Here is a 14,785-nt window from a genome sequence, read left to right as displayed (position 1 = left end):
CGGTCCCGCCCGGCCACCATAGACTCGATCTTCGGGGCCTGCACTGCGCATCCCCGAGGAGGGGAACGATGCGTGCGCGATGGGCACCGGCGCTCACCACGGCTCTGGGCGCCGTCCTCGCAACGGTGCTCGCGCTGGGCTCGGCCGGAGCCGCGTCGGCCACGACTCCGGTGACGCTCGGCTCGGGCTATGTGCTCGATGACGTCGACGCCCTCTCCACGAGCGAGGAGGCGCAGGCCCAGGCCCGCCTGGAGCAGCTGAAGGCCGACTCCGGCCTGGATCTCTGGGTCGTGTACGTCGACGAGTTCACCGACCCGTCCAGCGCCGAGGAGTGGGCGAATACGACGGCGGAGGTCAACGGGCTCGGCCCCACGCAGTACCTGCTGGCCGTCGCCGTCGGCTCACGCCAGTACTACCTGTCCGGCGATTCGGCCGGCCCGGTCACGCCCGAGCAGCTCAGCACGATCGAGCAGCAGCAGATCCAGCCGCAGCTGGCCGCCGAGGACTGGCTCGGAGCGGTGGATGCTGCCGCCGACGGTCTGCAGGAGGCCGCCGGTGCCGGCTCGGGCAGCGGCACCGGCACGGCCTCCAGCGGCGTCCCGTTCGGCCTGATCATCTTCCTGATCATCGCCGCCATCGCCGTGATCGTCGTCGTGGTGCTCGTCCGTCGCCGTCGGAAGAAGGTCGGCGGCGCTGCGCCCAGCGGTCAGCCGGTCGAGCAGATCAGTCTCGAGGAACTGGGGCACCGGGCGTCCTCCGCGCTCGTGGAGACCGACGACGCGGTGCGCACGAGCGAGCAGGAGCTCGGCTTCGCCAAGGCGCAGTTCGGGGATGCGGCGACCGTGGAGTTCGAGCAGGCCCTGCAGGCGGCCCGAGACGACCTCAACCACGCCTTCACCCTGAAGCAGCAGCTCGATGACGCCACCGCGGACACAGACGAGCAGATCCGCGCCTGGAGCACGGAGATCATCCGGCTGTGCGAGCAGGCGAACACAGGCCTCGATGAGAAGGCAGCGGCGTTCGACGAGCTGCGGCGGCTCGAGCAGAATGCACCCGAGTCGCTGGCCCGTGTGCACGACCAGCGCACTCGAGCGGCGGCATCCATCGACGAAGCCGACGCGCAGCTGGGCGCCCTCTCCGCCGCCTACGCACCCGAAGCGCTCGCGACGGTCATCGACAACGCGGAGCAGGCGCGACAGCGCATCGCCTTCGCCGACGGCCAGCTGTCCGCAGCCGAGGACGCGATCGGCGCGGGCAAGGGCGGCGAGGCCGCCGTGAGCATCAAGGCGGCGGAGGAGGCGGTCGGCCAGGCGGTGCTCCTGCAAGAGGCGATCGACAAACTGGGGCGCGACCTCGCCGAGGCGCAGAGCTCCGCGACGGACCTGATCACCGAGCTCGAAGCCGACATCGCCGCAGCATCGGCGCTGCCCGATGCGGACGGGCGCGTGGCCGCCGCGATCGCCGCCACCCGCCAGCAGGTGGACGCCGCGCGGGCGAACCTGGCAGGGGCTGCCCGCCGGCCGCTGCACACCCTGCAGGGACTCGAGGCCGCCAACGCCCAGATCGACGGCGTCGTGAGCGGCGTGCGGGATGCCGCGGCCCAGGCTCAACGCGCCCAGCAGATGATCGGTCAGCAGATCCTGCAGGCCCAGGCTCAGGTATCGGCCGCGGAGGACTACATCGTCTCTCGGCGCGGGGCGATCGGCGCCGAGGCCCGCACGCGGCTGGCCGAGGCCGGCGCGGCGCTCGTGCAGGCGCAGCAACTGCAGACGGCGAACCCGCAGCAGGCGCTGCAGTATGCGCAACGCGCCAACCAGCTCGCCGGCCAGGCCATCCAGTACGCGCAGAACGACGTGAGCGCCTTCCCCGGCCCGGGCTCGAGCGGCATGCTCGGCGGCGGCGGCAACAGCGGCGGTGGCGGGATGCTGGGCGCCGTGCTGGGCGGAATCGTGATCAACTCCCTGCTCGGAGGAGGCGGCGGAGGGGGTCTCGGCGGCTCTTCGGGCGGGTTCGGCGGAATGCTCGGCGGCGGCGGAGGAGGACGTATGAGCCCCGGCAGCTTCGGCGGCGGCGGCACGCGCGGACGCCGTGGAGGTGGCCGATTCTGATCATCACCGAGCCGCACCGTCGCACCACAACACCCGTACCCAACCACCGATAGGAAGGAAACCCGGATGGCCAAGCAATCCATCTTCGGTCGCATCTCTACCCTCTTGAAGGCGAACATCAACTCGATGCTCGACTCCGCCGAGGATCCTCAGAAGATGCTCGACCAGCTCGTCCGCGACTTCACCAACAGCATCGCGGACGCCGAGTCCGCGATCGCCGAGACGATCGGCAACTTGCGACTGCTCGAGCGCGACCACGAGGAGGACGTGCAGGAAGCGGCCGAGTGGGGCAACAAGGCCCTCGCCGCCAGCAAGAAGGCCGACCAGCTGCGATCGGCGGGAAGTACGCCGGACGCCGACAAGTTCGACAACCTCGCCAAGATCGCCCTCCAGCGCCAGATCAGCTCGGAGCGCGAGGCGAAGGCCGTCGAGCCCACCATCGAGTCGCAGACCGAGGTCGTCGCCAAGCTCAAAGACGGCCTCAACGGCATGAAGCAGAAGCTCGAGCAGCTCAAGAGCAAGCGCAGCGAACTCCTGGCGCGCTCGAAGACCGCAGAGGCGCAGAACAAGGTGCACGACGCGGTCAAGTCGATCGACGTCATGGACCCCACCAGCGAGCTCGGCCGGTTCGAGGACAAGGTGCGCCGCCAGGAGGCCCTTGCCGCGGGCAAGGAGGAACTGGCCGCGTCGAGCCTCGACGCGCAGTTCAACAGCCTCGAGGACATGGGCGAGCTGACCGAAGTCGAGGCCAGGCTCGCCGAGCTGAAGGCGGGCGGCGCCCCTGCGCAGCAGGCGATCGACGCCCCGACGGCGCCGTACACGCCGTAGCCCTCACCCCGAACGGGCGGAGACCTCGCGGTCTCCGCCCGTTTCGTGCTTCCCATGACTGCACACCACGGCCCGTGGGGCAGGATGTGGGGATGGCCCGATTCGTGATCGTCCCCCAGTGGCAGGGCTCGCCGTCCTCGCGCGCGATGCAGCTCATCGACGGAGCGCAGGCGATCGCCGGCGACCTCCCGCGGGCTTCGTGCACGACCGTGGACATCCCGCTCGAAGCCGGTGAGGAGTTGGGGACCGGCGTGCACCGCTTCAGCACGCTGCGACGCACGCGCGAGCTCGTCGACCTCGAGCTCGCGCCGATCGCCGAGCCCGTGATCCTGGTCGGCGGAGACTGCGGCGTGGCCGTCGCCGCGATCGGGCACGCCGTGCAGCGGCATCCGGATCTCGCGGTGGTCTGGCTCGACGCCCACCCGGATCTGCACACCCCCGCCTCCTCGACGTCGGGGGCCTTCAGCGGCATGGCCCTGCGCGCCGTGCTGGGCGAGGGAGCCGACGGGCTCGCCCTCGTGGCGGGCAGCGTGTCGAACGACCGAGTGGTGCTCGCCGGCGCCCGAGAGTATGAGCCGGCCGAAGAGGATGCCGCCACTGCGCTGGGGCTGACCACCGTCGAGGCCGCCCAGCTCGCCGACCCGGATGCCCTCGCGTCCGCCGTGGCGGCGACCGGAGCCTCCGCCGTCTACATCCACGTGGACCTCGATGTGCTGGATCCGGCGGCGATGAGCGGCGTGACGGCATCCGTCCCCTTCGGCGTCTCGCTGGCCGACCTGCTGGCCTCGATCTCCCGGGTGCGCGCGGCGCTGCCGCTGGTCGGTTCGAGCATCACAGGCTTCGCACCGCCGTCGCCGGCGGCCGCGGTGGACGACCTCGGGACCATCCTGCGGATCGTGGGAGCCCTGGCGTGAGCCCGATCCCGACTCCCCCCACGGGGTGGCGCGAAGCGGCCGATCGCGCGGTGGAGCGCGGGCGCCGCGCCGACCGCTTCCTGCCCTTCCTGGACTCACCGCTGAGCCGCGCCGGTTACCTCTACGGCACCGCGGTGGGCTGGCTGTGGGGGTCGATCTGGAGCACCGGACGCGTCGAGAAGCGCGAAGGACTGTGGGTTTTCCGCGGGATGCCGCGCTGGGCGTTCCGGCGCGGCGGAGTGTGCGTGGGCGGCTGCTATCTCACCGGGGACGAAATGGTCACCGATCGCGTGCTGGCCCACGAAGCGGTCCATGCCCGGCAGTGGCGGCGGTACGGGTTCCTGATGCCGGTGCTCTACCTGGCGGCCGGCCGGGACCCGCTCCGAAATCGTTTCGAGATCGAAGCGGGCCTCGAGGACGGCAACTACGTTCCGCGTGCGCGGCGCGAGCCCTGAGACGGCGCGGAAGGCCGGATGGCCCGCCGCGCCGTTTCAGGTCGACCGCTCGGCCTAATGCTTGATTCCGTAGAGGTGCGCGTTGCAGCCTTCTTCGTCAGGTCCGAAGGCGACTCTCGCCGCTCCCGTCACGCTGATCTGGTCTCGGAGCTCCTTCGGAGTGTGACCCCAGTTCTGCACCACGCCCGGTTGCACCGGCGCCTTGAAGTCGAAGTCCTCGAGCCCTGAATACACGCACAGCGAGTTCGCGTGGCTGGGGCCCTCCGTTCCCTCGCCGTTTCCCCCGCGCTCACCTGCAAAGGCCGAGCCAGCGGAACCCAGCACCAGTAGTGCACCGATGGCCGCGCCCGCGATCAATTTCTTCATAGCCACTCCAATTGCAAACGTCGGCGCGCCCCAACCCGCCCGCTGTCGGTCCCCCAGAAGTCGACTGCCGCATTTCTAGCACCGGCGCAAAGCGAGGACAAGAGACCACCCCGCGCGGGGTTGCTCAGCGCGCGGTGGAGAGCCCGAAGCGCGCGGGGGTGTGGATCGCATCAGGGGCGACTCCACTGCGAGATGTGAGGTGATCGACGATGTCGGCCGTGCCGAGGTAGCCGCCCAGCAGGTGGATGCGCGTGTGGTCGTCATCTGCGCAGAGCATCTCGTCGGCCCAGGCGGTCACCGCGCGGGCGAGGGCCTCCCCGGGCGCGCAGTCGCGCCCCGATCCGGGCGCGCCGCTGCGCGAGGCGCGGTCGAGCCAGGTGAGGACCATGCGGCCGGGCACCTGCAGGTCGCCCTGCCACCCGGCATCCGGCACCTCCACGAACACCCGCCCGGTCGAGCAGATCGGCAGCGTCGCCAGCAGTGCCTCGAGCTCGGCGAGCGAGGACTCGTCAGCCGTGATCAGGTGCTGCACGCGCGTGTGCCGGGAGGCGCGGCAGGCTGATGAGTTGTGCTCGCTGGTGTGGGACATGACGCTCTCACTATAGCGGAAGGAAGGGTTGCCTAACCTTGCTTCCGCCGTGAGAGCGCGTGGCGGGGATCAGGCGGCGGCGATGAGCGCGCGGTGCAATGCGACCAGTTCCTCTTCCCGCATGCCGTGGGCGCGAAGGTATCCGGCCGTCGATCCGTAGCGAGCATCGAGACGCCGAAGCATCTCGCGCATCACCGGTGCGGGCGACCGCGTGGCGAGGTCCTCCAGATGACGGGCCTCGGGATGCATCGACCGGAGCTTCTCGACGACCCGCGCGTTGCGCCACTTCGGCAGCAGCTCCTCGGTGCGCGCGTAGTCGGCGATGACCGCCTCGGCGTCCACTCCTGCCGCCGAGAGGGCGATCGCCACCGTCACGCCCGTACGGTCTTTTCCCACCGTGCAGTGCACCAGGGTGGGCTGCTCCGCGATGATCCCGCGCACGACGTCCACCACTCGGTCTGCGGAATCCTCGACCAGCCGGCGATACATCTCCTCGAGGGTGATGTCGTCGGCGAAGAACGACGCGACCGATCCGAGGAAGAGCGGCACACGCTGGGTGTGCACGGTCAGGCCCGGCACCCTGCTGGGCGCGTGCGCCACCTCGTCGTCAGCGCGCAGATCGATGATGCGACGGATGCCGAGCTCACTCAGCGCGGCGACGCCCGCTTCGTCGAGCTGCGCGAGATTGCCGGAGCGGTAGAGCACGCCCCGTCTCGTCCGGGACGAACCGGCCGGCAGGCCGCCCACGTCGCGGAAGTTGACGGCTCCGGGGACGACGGGATCGAGGGGCGTGCTCACCACGCCGCGCCCGAAGCGGCGTCGCGGTCCTCTCGGTCGAGGTCATCGCGCGGCGGAACGCTGTAGCGGCCCGCGATCGCGACGCGGTTGAAGGCGTTGATCGCGATGAGTATCCAGCTGATGCCGACATACTCCCGTTCGCTCAGGATGCCGCCGACCCGGTCGTAGACCTCTTCGGGAACCCCGTCCTCCGAGATGAACGTGAAGCACTCCGCGAGTTCCAGGCCGGCCTGCTCGCGCTCGGAGAACACCTGGGACTCCCGCCAGACCGGCAGCTGGGCGATCTCGTCCGCGGTGACGCCGGCCTTCGTGGCGCGCTCCACATGCACGCGCACGCAGAACGCACAGCCGTTCAGCTGAGAGGCGTGGATCTGCACGAGCTCCTTGAGCCGGTCGTCCACGCCCGCCTCCTGTGCGACCACGCCGACGGTCTTGGAGAAGGCGGCGAGCGCCTTGTAGATCTCCGGCGCGGATTTCGACAGGTGCACACGGGCGGGTTCGCTCATGCATCCAGCGTACCCAGCGGCATCCCGCGCGGAACGGACCGGGCAGAATGTCAGGGTGAGCGAACCCCGCGACGAGTTCTCCTTCCTTGCCGACCAGGCCGCCGACACCGGCATCGACGCCCCGATCCCCCGCGGCAAGCGCGTGACCCTCACCCTGGAGGACGGGCGCGAGTTGAGCGCCCTGCGCTACGGCGACGCTCCGCCGCAGGTGACCTTCCTGCACGGTGCCGGGTTGAACGCGCACACGTGGGACACCACTATCCTCGCGCTGGGGCTCCCGGCGCTGGCGATCGATCTGCCCGGCCACGGCGACTCCTCGTGGCGCTCCGACCTCGAATACACGGGTCGCACGCTCGCGCCGGACGTCGCGACCGGCATGCGGACGTGGACCGCGGAGCCTCAGCTGCTCGTGGGGCAGTCTCTCGGAGGCCTCACCGCGGCGGCGGTCGCGGCCTCCGATCCGGACCTCGTCCGCGGGCTCGTCGTCATCGACATCACCCCCGGAGTCGACCCGAACGCCGGCCCCACGCAGATCCGGGAGTTCTTCGCGGGCCCCACCGACTGGGCGACACGCGACGAGATGGTCGACCGGGCGCTGGCGTTCGGGCTGGGAGGGACGCGCAAGGCCGCGGAGCGGGGCGTCTTCCTCAACTCGCGGATGCGGCCCGACGGGCGCTTCGAGTGGAAGCACCACTTCGCACACCTGGCCGCCGCGATGGCCGCCTCCCCCGCGCTGGCCGCGGCGGCGGCGTCGCAGCAGGATGCCGTGGCCGGTGTGCTCTCGCTGACGGGCTGGGACGACCTCGGCGCCGTCGCCGCCCCGATCGCGCTCATCCGCGGAGACCGCGGCTACGTCACCGACGCGAACGCCGCCGAGTTCCACGAACGCGTGCCGGCGGCATCCATCGAGGTCGTCTCCTCCGGCCACAATGTGCAGGAGGAACAGCCGCTGCAGCTCGGCGCACGCCTTCGAACCCTGGCCGGGAAGGGTTAACGCTTCTGTTGCGTTCCGTGTACCGGGCGCATGGGCACCTGCCGCGGTTCTCTAGGCTGGACTATCGGACCGACCTGAGACGCTCGGAGTCGCCCGCCCGAGGCATCCGAACAGCATCGGATGATTCTCCGAAAGGACCCCCATGTTCCGCCGTACCGCCCTTGCCGCCACCGCACTTCTCGCCGCGGGAGCGCTTCTGCTCACCGCGTGCACGGGCGGGTCCGCTCCCACGCCGTCGACGACCGCGGAGCCCGACGCCGATGCGTCGGCGATCATCCGTCTCGTGCTGGAGCCGGGCAACCTGGACATCCGTCAGACCTCCGGTGCCGCGCTGGATCAGATCCTGGTCGACAACATCTACCAGGGGCTCGTCTCGCGAACCCCCGAGCAGGACATCGTGCCGGCCCTCGCGGAGGACTGGGAGGTCTCCGACGACGGCCTGACGTACACCTTCACGCTGCGCGAAGGCGTCACCTTCCACGACGGCCAGGAGCTGACGCCCCAGGACGTGGTGTGGTCCCTCCAGACACGCAAGGACACGGCTGAGTGGAGCGATTCCAGCCGGCTCGCGAACGTCGCGTCGATCACCGCCGACGGTCAGGAGATCACGCTGACGCTCACGCAGCCGGATTCGAGCCTGCTCTGGAACCTCACCGGCCGCGCCGGGCTGATCCTGAAGGAGGGCGACACCGTCGATTACCAGACCAAGGCGAACGGCACGGGCCCGTTCACCCTGGCCAGCTGGAAGCAGGGCGACAGCATCACCTTCGAGCGCTACGCCGACTACTGGGGCGACCAGGCGAAGGTCGCCGAGGTGGTCTTCGATTACATCCCCGACAATCAGGCGGCCCTCAACGCCGCCCTCGCGGGCGAGGTCGATGCGGTCACCGGGTTCGACGCGAACCTGAAGGAGCAGATCGAAGCGACCGGCGATTTCGCCCTCGTTCTCGGCGCCTCCACCGACAAGGGCACCCTGGCCTTCAACCAGGCTCCGGGCAGCCCGCTGGCCGACAAGCGCGTCCGCCAGGCGATCCGCCAGGCGATCGATCACGACGCCTTCATCGAGGCGCTCGCCTCGGGTCAGACCCAGTACGGCCCCATCCCGGAGCTCGATCCCGGCTACGAGGACCTGTCGGATGTCGCCCCCTACGATCCCGAAGCAGCCAAGGCGCTGCTGGCCGAGGCCGGCGTCGAGGATCTGACCCTCCAGCTGACGATCCCGAGCTTCTACTCCACGACGATCCCCCAGATCCTCGTGTCGGATCTGAACGAGGTCGGTATCACCCTCGAGGTCAACTCCGTCGACTTCCCGACCTGGCTGAACGACGTCTACGTCAACAAGGACTACGACCTCAGCTTCGTGTTGCACACCGAAGCGCACGACTTCGAGAACTGGGCCAACCCCGACTACTACTTCACCTACGACAACCCGGAAGTGCAGGACCTGTACGCGCAGTCCCTGGCCGCGACCGATGAGGCCGAGGCGGCCGACCTGCTCGCCCAGGCGGCGCGGATCGTCTCCGAGGACGCCGCGGGCGATTGGCTGTACAACGGCGCCTCGGTGGTCGCGGTCGGCACCAACCTGACGGGGCTGCCCTCGATCAACGTCAACGAACGCCTGAACCTCGCAGAACTCGCCAAGAGCAACGGGTGATCCGCTACGCGCTGACACGAACGGCCCTGCTCCTGCTCGGGCTGCTCGTCGCCAGCGTGCTGATCTTCCTCACCCTCCGAGTGCTTCCCGGAGACATCGCCCAGGTCATCGCCGGGACCAACAGCAGCCCCGAGCAGGTCGAGGCGATCCGCGACCGACTGGGCTTGAACGTGCCGCTGCCGGTGCAGTACCTCGAATGGATCGGCGGGGTCTTCCGGGGCGATCTGGGCACATCGCTGCAGAACGGCTCCAGCGTCCTGTCCGAGCTTTCGCAGAAGGCGCAGGTGACGGTTCCGCTCGGCATCATGGCGCTGACGATCGCGCTGCTGTTCAGCCTGCCGCTCGGCGTCGTGTCCGCCATGCGGCGGGGGCGGTCCGGCGGTACCGCGCTCAGTGTCGGCGCCCAGACCCTCGCGGCTGTTCCGGTCGTCTGGGCGGGCATGATGTTCGTCGTCGTGTTCGCGGTGTGGCTCGGCTGGCTGCCCGCGCAGGGCTTTCCCCGTGCAGGCTGGGGCGACCCGGCCGCCGCGTTCCGGTCGCTGCTGCTGCCCGCGCTGACGATCGGCATCGTCGAGGGCGCGATGCTGCTGCGGTTCGTGCGCAGCGCGACGCTGCAGGCGGTGGATCAGGACTACGTGCGCACCGCAGCCGCCAAGGGGCTCACCCGCAACGCCGCGCTGATCCGGCACGGGCTGCCCAACGTGGGGCTCTCGGTCATCACCGTGCTGGGGCTGCAGGTCGCCGGCATCATCGTCGGAGCCGTCGTCATCGAGCAGCTCTTCTCCCTGCCGGGCATCGGACGGATGCTGGTGGCGGATGTGCAGGCGCGCGACCTGCCCAAGGTCCAAGGCGAGCTGCTCGCGCTGACCGGCTTCGTCCTGATCGTCGGCTTCGTCGTCGACCTCGTGCATCGGGTGATCGATCCTCGGCAGCGGGAGGCGACATGAGCGCGTCAATGCCGGACGCCGCCACCGCACGCGCATCCGCACGCCGCCGGCGGTGGGGCTGGCTGCGGCGGCTGTGGAGCCTCTCGACCGGTCGATTCGGCATCATCGTGATCGCCGTGGTCGTGATCACCGCCATCATCGCGCGCTTCTGGACGCCCTTCGACCCGCAGCAGGTGGAAATCAGCAACCGATGGTCTCTTCCGGGGTGGCCGCACCTGCTCGGGACGGACGGCACGGGCCGCGACATCCTGAGCCTGCTGATGGCCGGATCGCGCACGACCGTCGCCGTCGCCGTCGGCGCCGGCGTCATCGCCACCGTGATCGGCGTGCTGCTGGCCGCGCTCGGCGCGCTCACCGCACGGTGGCTGCGGGAATCGGTCGCGGTGCTGGTGGACATCCTGATCGCCTTCCCCGTGCTGATCATCGCCATGATGATCAGCGCGGTGTGGGGCGGGTCGCTCGCCGTCGTGATCTGGTCGGTGGGCATCGGGTTCGGCGTCAACATCGCGCGCGTCACGAGGCCCGAGCTGCGACGCGTGCTGCACAGCGATTTCGTCCTGGCCGGCAGGGCGTCGGGGCTGTCGCCGGTGCAGAACCTCTGGCGTCACCTCATGCCCAACGTCGCTCCGGTGTTCATCGTGCAGCTGTCGTGGGGCATGGCCGTCGCCGTCCTCGCCGAAGCCGGTCTGTCCTACCTCGGATTCGGCGCGCCCGTCACCGAGCCCTCGTGGGGGCTGCTGCTGGCCGAGCTGCAGCAGTACATCACCGTGTACCCCCTGTCGGTCGTGTGGCCGGGACTTGCGATCACCTTCACCGTCCTGGCTCTGAATCTGCTCGGCGACGCGCTGCGCGAGGCGACGGACCCCACCCTGTCGCGGGGCCGCGACCCGCTGCATCCTCCCCGCGGAGCGATCCGGCACGTTCCGGAGGTGGTCGCATGACGCTCACGGTCACCGATCTCACGGTCGACATCGGGGAGCGCCGCGTCGTCGACGGCATCTCGTTCGAGGTGCCGGACGGTGCCCGACTGGGTCTGATCGGCGAGTCGGGTTCGGGCAAGTCGCTGACGGCGCTGGCCATCCTGGGCCTGCTGCCCGACGGCGCGGAGGCGGGCGGCAGCGTGCGCTGGAACGAGCGGGAGCTCATCGGCATGCCCGACCGCGAACTGGCGACCCTGCGAGGCGATGAGATCGGCATCGTCTTCCAGGAGCCCCGCACCGCGCTCAACCCGATCCGCACGATCGGTCGGCAGATCGGCGAATCGGTGCGCATCCACGAGGGCCTCTCCCGCTCCGACGCCCGCGCTCGCGCCGTGGCCGAAGCCGCGCGGGTGGCGCTTCCTGATCCGGAGCGCACCATCGCGCGATATCCGCACCAGCTCTCGGGCGGTCAGCGGCAGCGCGCCGCGATCGCGATGGCACTCGCCTGCCGCCCCCGGCTGCTCATCGCCGACGAGCCGACGACCGCTCTGGATGTCACGATCCAGGCCGAGATCCTCGAACTCCTGCTCTCGCTCGTCGAGGACGACGGCATGTCGCTGATCTTCATCACCCACGACCTCGCGGTGCTCTCGCAGATCGCGACCCACGGTGTGGTGCTCGAGGACGGCCGCGTGGTCGAGAGCGCTCCGATCTCGACGCTGCTGAGCGCTCCCACCTCCCCGGTCACCCGGGGACTGCTGCGGGACGCGACGGCGACGCTGTGGCGCGCGCCAGCAAGCCGGTTGCCCGGCGGCGCGGGCAGGAGTCTCCCATGAGCGATGTCCTGCTGCGTGCGCGGGGGCTGGGCCGCCGGCATCCGGTGCCCAGAACCGGGCTGTTCGAGCGCACGACGTACACCACCGCGCTCGAGGACGCGGACCTCACCGTGCGCGCGGGTTCGACGGTCGGCATCATCGGCGAATCCGGGTCGGGCAAGTCCACGCTCGTTCGCCTGCTGCTGGGTTTGGACACCCCGACGGCGGGCGAGGTGGAGTTCGACGGCAGGCGGGTGGATGCCGCGGCCAGGGCCCGCGATCTGCACTGGCTGCGGCGCGCAACGGGCATCGTGTTCCAGGATCCTTACGCGTCGCTGGACCCGCGGATGAGCGTGGGGCGCATCGTCGGCGAGCCGCTGTGGGCCCTCGGCATCGAGGGCGACCGACGCGCACGCGTGCGGGAGGTGCTCGAGGAGGTCGGCCTCGAGCCGGCGATGGCGGACCGGTTCCCGCACGAGTTCTCCGGAGGGCAGCGCCAGCGCATCGCGATCGCGCGGGCGGTCGTGCACCGTCCGCAGCTCCTGGTCGGCGACGAGCCGCTGTCGGCGCTCGATGTGACAGTGCGGGCGCAGATCCTCGAGCTGCTCGCCGAGCTGCGCGTGCGCGACGGCCTGACACTCGTGCTTGTCTCCCACGACATCGGGGTCGTGCAGAACCTGTGCGATGAGGTCATCGTGATGAAGGACGGCCGCATCGTGGAGGACGGGCCCACGGAGAAGGTGCTCATGCAGCCGCAGGTCGCCTACACCCGCCGCCTGCTCGCCTCGATACCGGCGATCGACCCGCCCACCCGCTGACCCTCGTGGAGTCGGGGGTGCGGGCTAGCCTTCGAGGATGATGCACGCGATCGTCCCCCCCTATCTGCTGGCCAGGATCGCCGCCGTCCGCGAGCCCGCGTGGGCACGGGCGGCAGAAGCCGCCCGTGCCACGCTGGAGACGTCGCCGCGCTACCGCTCCGTGCGCTCCCGTATCCGGATGTCGATCGACCGCGACGGAGCCCTCGTGTTCGAGGGTGCGCCGGCGCCCGACCGCACCATCTCGGACGCGAAGCAACTCGAACGCCTGCCGGGCACACGCGTGCGCGGCGAGGACGATCCACCCACCGGCGACACCGCGGTCGACGAGGCGTTCGACGGCCTGGGAGCCACCTTCGAGTTCTACTGGGACGCGTACCAGCGCAGCGGCATCGACGGCGCCGGGGCGCCCCTTCTGGCCACGGTGCACTACGGCCGCGACTACGACAACGCGTTCTGGAACGGCGAGCGCATGGTGTTCGGCGACGGCGACGGCGAGGTCTTCGTCGGCTTCACGGGTTCGCTGAGCGTCATCGCCCACGAGCTGACCCACGGCGTCACCGAGTACGAGGGCGGGCTGGACTACCAGGGCCAGCCCGGCGCGCTGAACGAATCGCTCTCCGACGTCTTCGGCGCGCTGACCGAGCAGCACCGCCTGTCGCAGACCGCCGAGACCGCGAGCTGGCTCATCGGCGAGGGCATCTTCACCGACGCCGTGCAGGGCGACGCGCTGCGCTCGCTGAAGGCCCCCGGAACGGCGTACGACGACGATGTCCTCGGTCGCGATCCGCAGCCGGCGCACATGGACGGCTACGTGCAGACCGACGACGACAACGGGGGCGTCCACATCAATTCCGGCATCCCGAACCACGCGTTCTACCTCACGGCGGCGCGGCTCGGCGGCGCGGCGTGGGAGCGTGCCGGGCTGATCTGGTACCGCACCCTCACCTCGCGCACGCTCTCCCCCACCGCCGACTTCACCGCCTTCGCCCGCGCCACCGTCGCTGCTGCCGAGGCGGAGTACGGTGAGGAATCGGAGGAGGTCGACGCGGTGCGCAAGGGCTGGGCCGGCGTCGGAGTGTTCGATGACGGATCCGCGGCGGGCTGACGGCGAGGACGCACCCGCGCGCCGGGACGAGGTCGTGGCCGTCGCGGTGACCGTGACGCGCACGGGCGGCATCGCGGGGATGCGCCGCACCTGGCGCGTGCAGCCCGAGACCGCGCAGGTGCCGCGGTGGATCGCCCTGATCGACGGATGCCCGTGGGACACCGCCGATCCGGCGCATGCGATCCCGCCCAGCGGCGCCGACCGCTTCCTGTGGCACGTCGACGCGCGGTGCGGTCAGACGGCACGTGAGGCCGCGCTCGCGGACCCCGACGTGCAGGGTCCGTGGCGCGACCTCATCGACGCGGTGCGCGCCGCCCAGAAGGCCGCAGCGCCGCCCCGCAACGCCCGGTGATCAGCGCCCGAACAGGCCGCGGCGCTTCTTGACGGGCTTGAGGTGCTTCTGCAGGTAGATGGTTCCCAGCCAGCGCCCGAACTTGAACCCGACGCGGCCCATGCGGCCCACCTCGACGAAGCCGAGCTTCTCGTGCAGCGCGACCGACGCTTCCGCGCCCTTGTCGCTGATCACCGCCACGATCTCGCGGATGCCGGCCTGCTCGCACGCGGCGATCAGCGCCTCCAGCAGCGCCCGACCGAGACCCTTGCCCGCCGCGGCGTGGCCGAGGTAGATCGAGTTCTCCACCGAGAACCGGTACGCGGATTTGCTCGACATGGGCTGCACGAGGGCATACCCGAGGATCTGGCCGGACGGGGACTGTGCCACCAGGAACGGCAGGCCGAGTCTGGCCAGGAGCGCAGCCTTGTCGCGCCACTGCCCGAGGGTCCACTTCTGCTCGTCGAACGTGACGACCGAGTTCGTCACGTAGTAGTTGTAGATCTCGCGGATGTCCGGGATGTCGCCGTCCTGCACCGGCCTGATCTCATACGAGAATTCCGGCTCGGGCGGCACGGGTTTGCGCAGGTGGCGGGGCAGCCGGCGGCGGTCCCGGTCGTATTCCTCCTCGAGCATT

Annotated in this window: 17 protein-coding genes; 12 read left to right on the top strand and 5 right to left on the bottom strand. The window is 70.3% G+C overall.

What is annotated here, in order from left to right:
• Window positions 1-68 precede the first annotated feature (68 nt).
• The 4 genes from RWQ91_RS16685 (at window position 69) to RWQ91_RS16670 (ending at window position 4,305) form a co-directional block, all read left to right on the top strand.
• Entirely contained in the window at window positions 69-2,108 is a 2,040-nt protein-coding gene (locus tag RWQ91_RS16685) for a TPM domain-containing protein (RefSeq protein ID WP_314508260.1), read from the top strand.
• A 66-nt stretch (window positions 2,109-2,174) separates the two neighbouring features.
• Entirely contained in the window at window positions 2,175-2,936 is a 762-nt protein-coding gene (locus tag RWQ91_RS16680; RefSeq protein ID WP_314508258.1) for a PspA/IM30 family protein, read from the top strand.
• 92 nt (window positions 2,937-3,028) lie between these two features.
• Window positions 3,029-3,850, top strand: a complete 822-nt coding sequence (locus RWQ91_RS16675; RefSeq protein WP_314508256.1) for an arginase family protein — start codon at window positions 3,029-3,031, stop codon at window positions 3,848-3,850.
• Window positions 3,847-4,305 carry a Fe-S oxidoreductase gene (locus RWQ91_RS16670; RefSeq protein WP_314508254.1) on the top strand — a complete coding sequence of 153 codons (459 nt, stop codon included), beginning with the start codon at window positions 3,847-3,849 and terminating at the stop codon, window positions 4,303-4,305. Before RWQ91_RS16675 ends, RWQ91_RS16670 begins: the two co-directional genes overlap by 4 nt.
• 54 nt (window positions 4,306-4,359) lie before the next feature.
• Here RWQ91_RS16670 and RWQ91_RS16665 read toward each other — a convergent pair whose 3' ends face one another.
• The 4 genes from RWQ91_RS16665 to RWQ91_RS16650 form a co-directional block, all read right to left on the bottom strand.
• Window positions 4,360-4,671: a hypothetical protein gene (locus RWQ91_RS16665; RefSeq protein ID WP_314508252.1), complete on the bottom strand. Its 312-nt coding sequence runs from the start codon at window positions 4,669-4,671 to the stop codon at window positions 4,360-4,362.
• A 124-nt stretch (window positions 4,672-4,795) separates the two neighbouring features.
• Window positions 4,796-5,260 (bottom strand): SIP domain-containing protein, encoded by a 465-nt coding sequence (locus RWQ91_RS16660; RefSeq protein WP_314508250.1) that lies wholly within the window; start codon window positions 5,258-5,260, stop codon window positions 4,796-4,798.
• A 69-nt stretch (window positions 5,261-5,329) separates the two neighbouring features.
• Window positions 5,330-6,058: a tyrosine-protein phosphatase gene (locus RWQ91_RS16655; RefSeq protein ID WP_314508249.1), complete on the bottom strand. Its 729-nt coding sequence runs from the start codon at window positions 6,056-6,058 to the stop codon at window positions 5,330-5,332.
• A complete protein-coding gene (locus RWQ91_RS16650) occupies window positions 6,055-6,564 on the bottom strand; it encodes a carboxymuconolactone decarboxylase family protein (protein WP_314508248.1) in 510 nt (169 codons plus the stop codon). Before RWQ91_RS16650 ends, RWQ91_RS16655 begins: the two co-directional genes overlap by 4 nt.
• Window positions 6,565-6,619: 55 nt before the next feature.
• Here RWQ91_RS16650 and RWQ91_RS16645 point away from each other — a divergent pair, with 55 nt between their 5' ends.
• From RWQ91_RS16645 to RWQ91_RS16610, 8 genes are all read left to right on the top strand, one after another.
• The gene (locus RWQ91_RS16645; protein ID WP_314508246.1) at window positions 6,620-7,558 is read left to right on the top strand and encodes an alpha/beta hydrolase; all 939 of its coding nucleotides are present in this window, start codon (window positions 6,620-6,622) and stop codon (window positions 7,556-7,558) included.
• Window positions 7,559-7,700: 142 nt separating this feature from the next.
• A complete protein-coding gene (locus tag RWQ91_RS16640) occupies window positions 7,701-9,212 on the top strand; it encodes an ABC transporter substrate-binding protein (protein ID WP_314508244.1) in 1,512 nt (503 codons plus the stop codon).
• Window positions 9,209-10,159 carry an ABC transporter permease gene (locus tag RWQ91_RS16635; RefSeq protein ID WP_314508243.1) on the top strand — a complete coding sequence of 317 codons (951 nt, stop codon included), beginning with the start codon at window positions 9,209-9,211 and terminating at the stop codon, window positions 10,157-10,159. The genes RWQ91_RS16640 and RWQ91_RS16635 overlap by 4 nt, the downstream gene beginning before the upstream one ends.
• Window positions 10,160-10,167: 8 nt before the next feature.
• Window positions 10,168-11,100, top strand: a complete 933-nt coding sequence (locus RWQ91_RS16630) for an ABC transporter permease (RefSeq protein WP_314508288.1) — start codon at window positions 10,168-10,170, stop codon at window positions 11,098-11,100.
• Window positions 11,097-11,915, top strand: a complete 819-nt coding sequence (locus RWQ91_RS16625) for an ABC transporter ATP-binding protein (RefSeq protein ID WP_314508242.1) — start codon at window positions 11,097-11,099, stop codon at window positions 11,913-11,915. The genes RWQ91_RS16630 and RWQ91_RS16625 overlap by 4 nt, the downstream gene beginning before the upstream one ends.
• Window positions 11,912-12,712 carry an ATP-binding cassette domain-containing protein gene (locus RWQ91_RS16620; protein ID WP_314508240.1) on the top strand — a complete coding sequence of 267 codons (801 nt, stop codon included), beginning with the start codon at window positions 11,912-11,914 and terminating at the stop codon, window positions 12,710-12,712. Before RWQ91_RS16625 ends, RWQ91_RS16620 begins: the two co-directional genes overlap by 4 nt.
• Window positions 12,713-12,752: 40 nt before the next feature.
• A complete protein-coding gene (locus RWQ91_RS16615) occupies window positions 12,753-13,817 on the top strand; it encodes a M4 family metallopeptidase (RefSeq protein ID WP_314508287.1) in 1,065 nt (354 codons plus the stop codon).
• A complete protein-coding gene (locus RWQ91_RS16610; protein WP_314508239.1) occupies window positions 13,795-14,169 on the top strand; it encodes a protealysin inhibitor emfourin in 375 nt (124 codons plus the stop codon). The genes RWQ91_RS16615 and RWQ91_RS16610 overlap by 23 nt, the downstream gene beginning before the upstream one ends.
• On the opposite strand, the gene RWQ91_RS16605 is transcribed toward RWQ91_RS16610, so the two are convergent.
• The gene (locus RWQ91_RS16605) at window positions 14,170-14,784 is read right to left on the bottom strand and encodes a GNAT family N-acetyltransferase (RefSeq protein WP_314508237.1); all 615 of its coding nucleotides are present in this window, start codon (window positions 14,782-14,784) and stop codon (window positions 14,170-14,172) included. It lies immediately after the preceding gene.
• Window position 14,785: the final 1 nt, after the last annotated feature.

The organism is uncultured Microbacterium sp., from assembly GCF_963524805.1.
GTDB lineage: Bacteria > Actinomycetota > Actinomycetes > Actinomycetales > Microbacteriaceae > Microbacterium.
This window is presented reverse-complemented; position numbering and strand designations above follow the sequence as displayed.

Bases quoted from the DNA above. Each gene is read 5' to 3' on its own strand.
- RWQ91_RS16640 (WP_314508244.1), top strand. From the start codon at position 7,701: ATGTTCCGCCGTACCGCCCTTGCCGCCACCGCACTTCTCGCCGCGGGA.
- RWQ91_RS16620 (WP_314508240.1), top strand. From the start codon at position 11,912: ATGAGCGATGTCCTGCTGCGTGCGCGGGGGCTGGGCCGCCGGCATCCG.
- RWQ91_RS16650 (WP_314508248.1), bottom strand. From the start codon at position 6,564: ATGAGCGAACCCGCCCGTGTGCACCTGTCGAAATCCGCGCCGGAGATC.
- RWQ91_RS16660 (WP_314508250.1), bottom strand. From the start codon at position 5,260: ATGTCCCACACCAGCGAGCACAACTCATCAGCCTGCCGCGCCTCCCGG.
- RWQ91_RS16615 (WP_314508287.1), top strand. From the start codon at position 12,753: ATGCACGCGATCGTCCCCCCCTATCTGCTGGCCAGGATCGCCGCCGTC.
- RWQ91_RS16630 (WP_314508288.1), top strand. From the start codon at position 10,168: ATGCCGGACGCCGCCACCGCACGCGCATCCGCACGCCGCCGGCGGTGG.
- RWQ91_RS16605 (WP_314508237.1), bottom strand. From the start codon at position 14,784: ATGCTCGAGGAGGAATACGACCGGGACCGCCGCCGGCTGCCCCGCCAC.
- RWQ91_RS16680 (WP_314508258.1), top strand. From the start codon at position 2,175: ATGGCCAAGCAATCCATCTTCGGTCGCATCTCTACCCTCTTGAAGGCG.
- RWQ91_RS16675 (WP_314508256.1), top strand. From the start codon at position 3,029: ATGGCCCGATTCGTGATCGTCCCCCAGTGGCAGGGCTCGCCGTCCTCG.
- RWQ91_RS16625 (WP_314508242.1), top strand. From the start codon at position 11,097: ATGACGCTCACGGTCACCGATCTCACGGTCGACATCGGGGAGCGCCGC.
- RWQ91_RS16665 (WP_314508252.1), bottom strand. From the start codon at position 4,671: ATGAAGAAATTGATCGCGGGCGCGGCCATCGGTGCACTACTGGTGCTG.
- RWQ91_RS16610 (WP_314508239.1), top strand. From the start codon at position 13,795: ATGACGGATCCGCGGCGGGCTGACGGCGAGGACGCACCCGCGCGCCGG.
- RWQ91_RS16685 (WP_314508260.1), top strand. From the start codon at position 69: ATGCGTGCGCGATGGGCACCGGCGCTCACCACGGCTCTGGGCGCCGTC.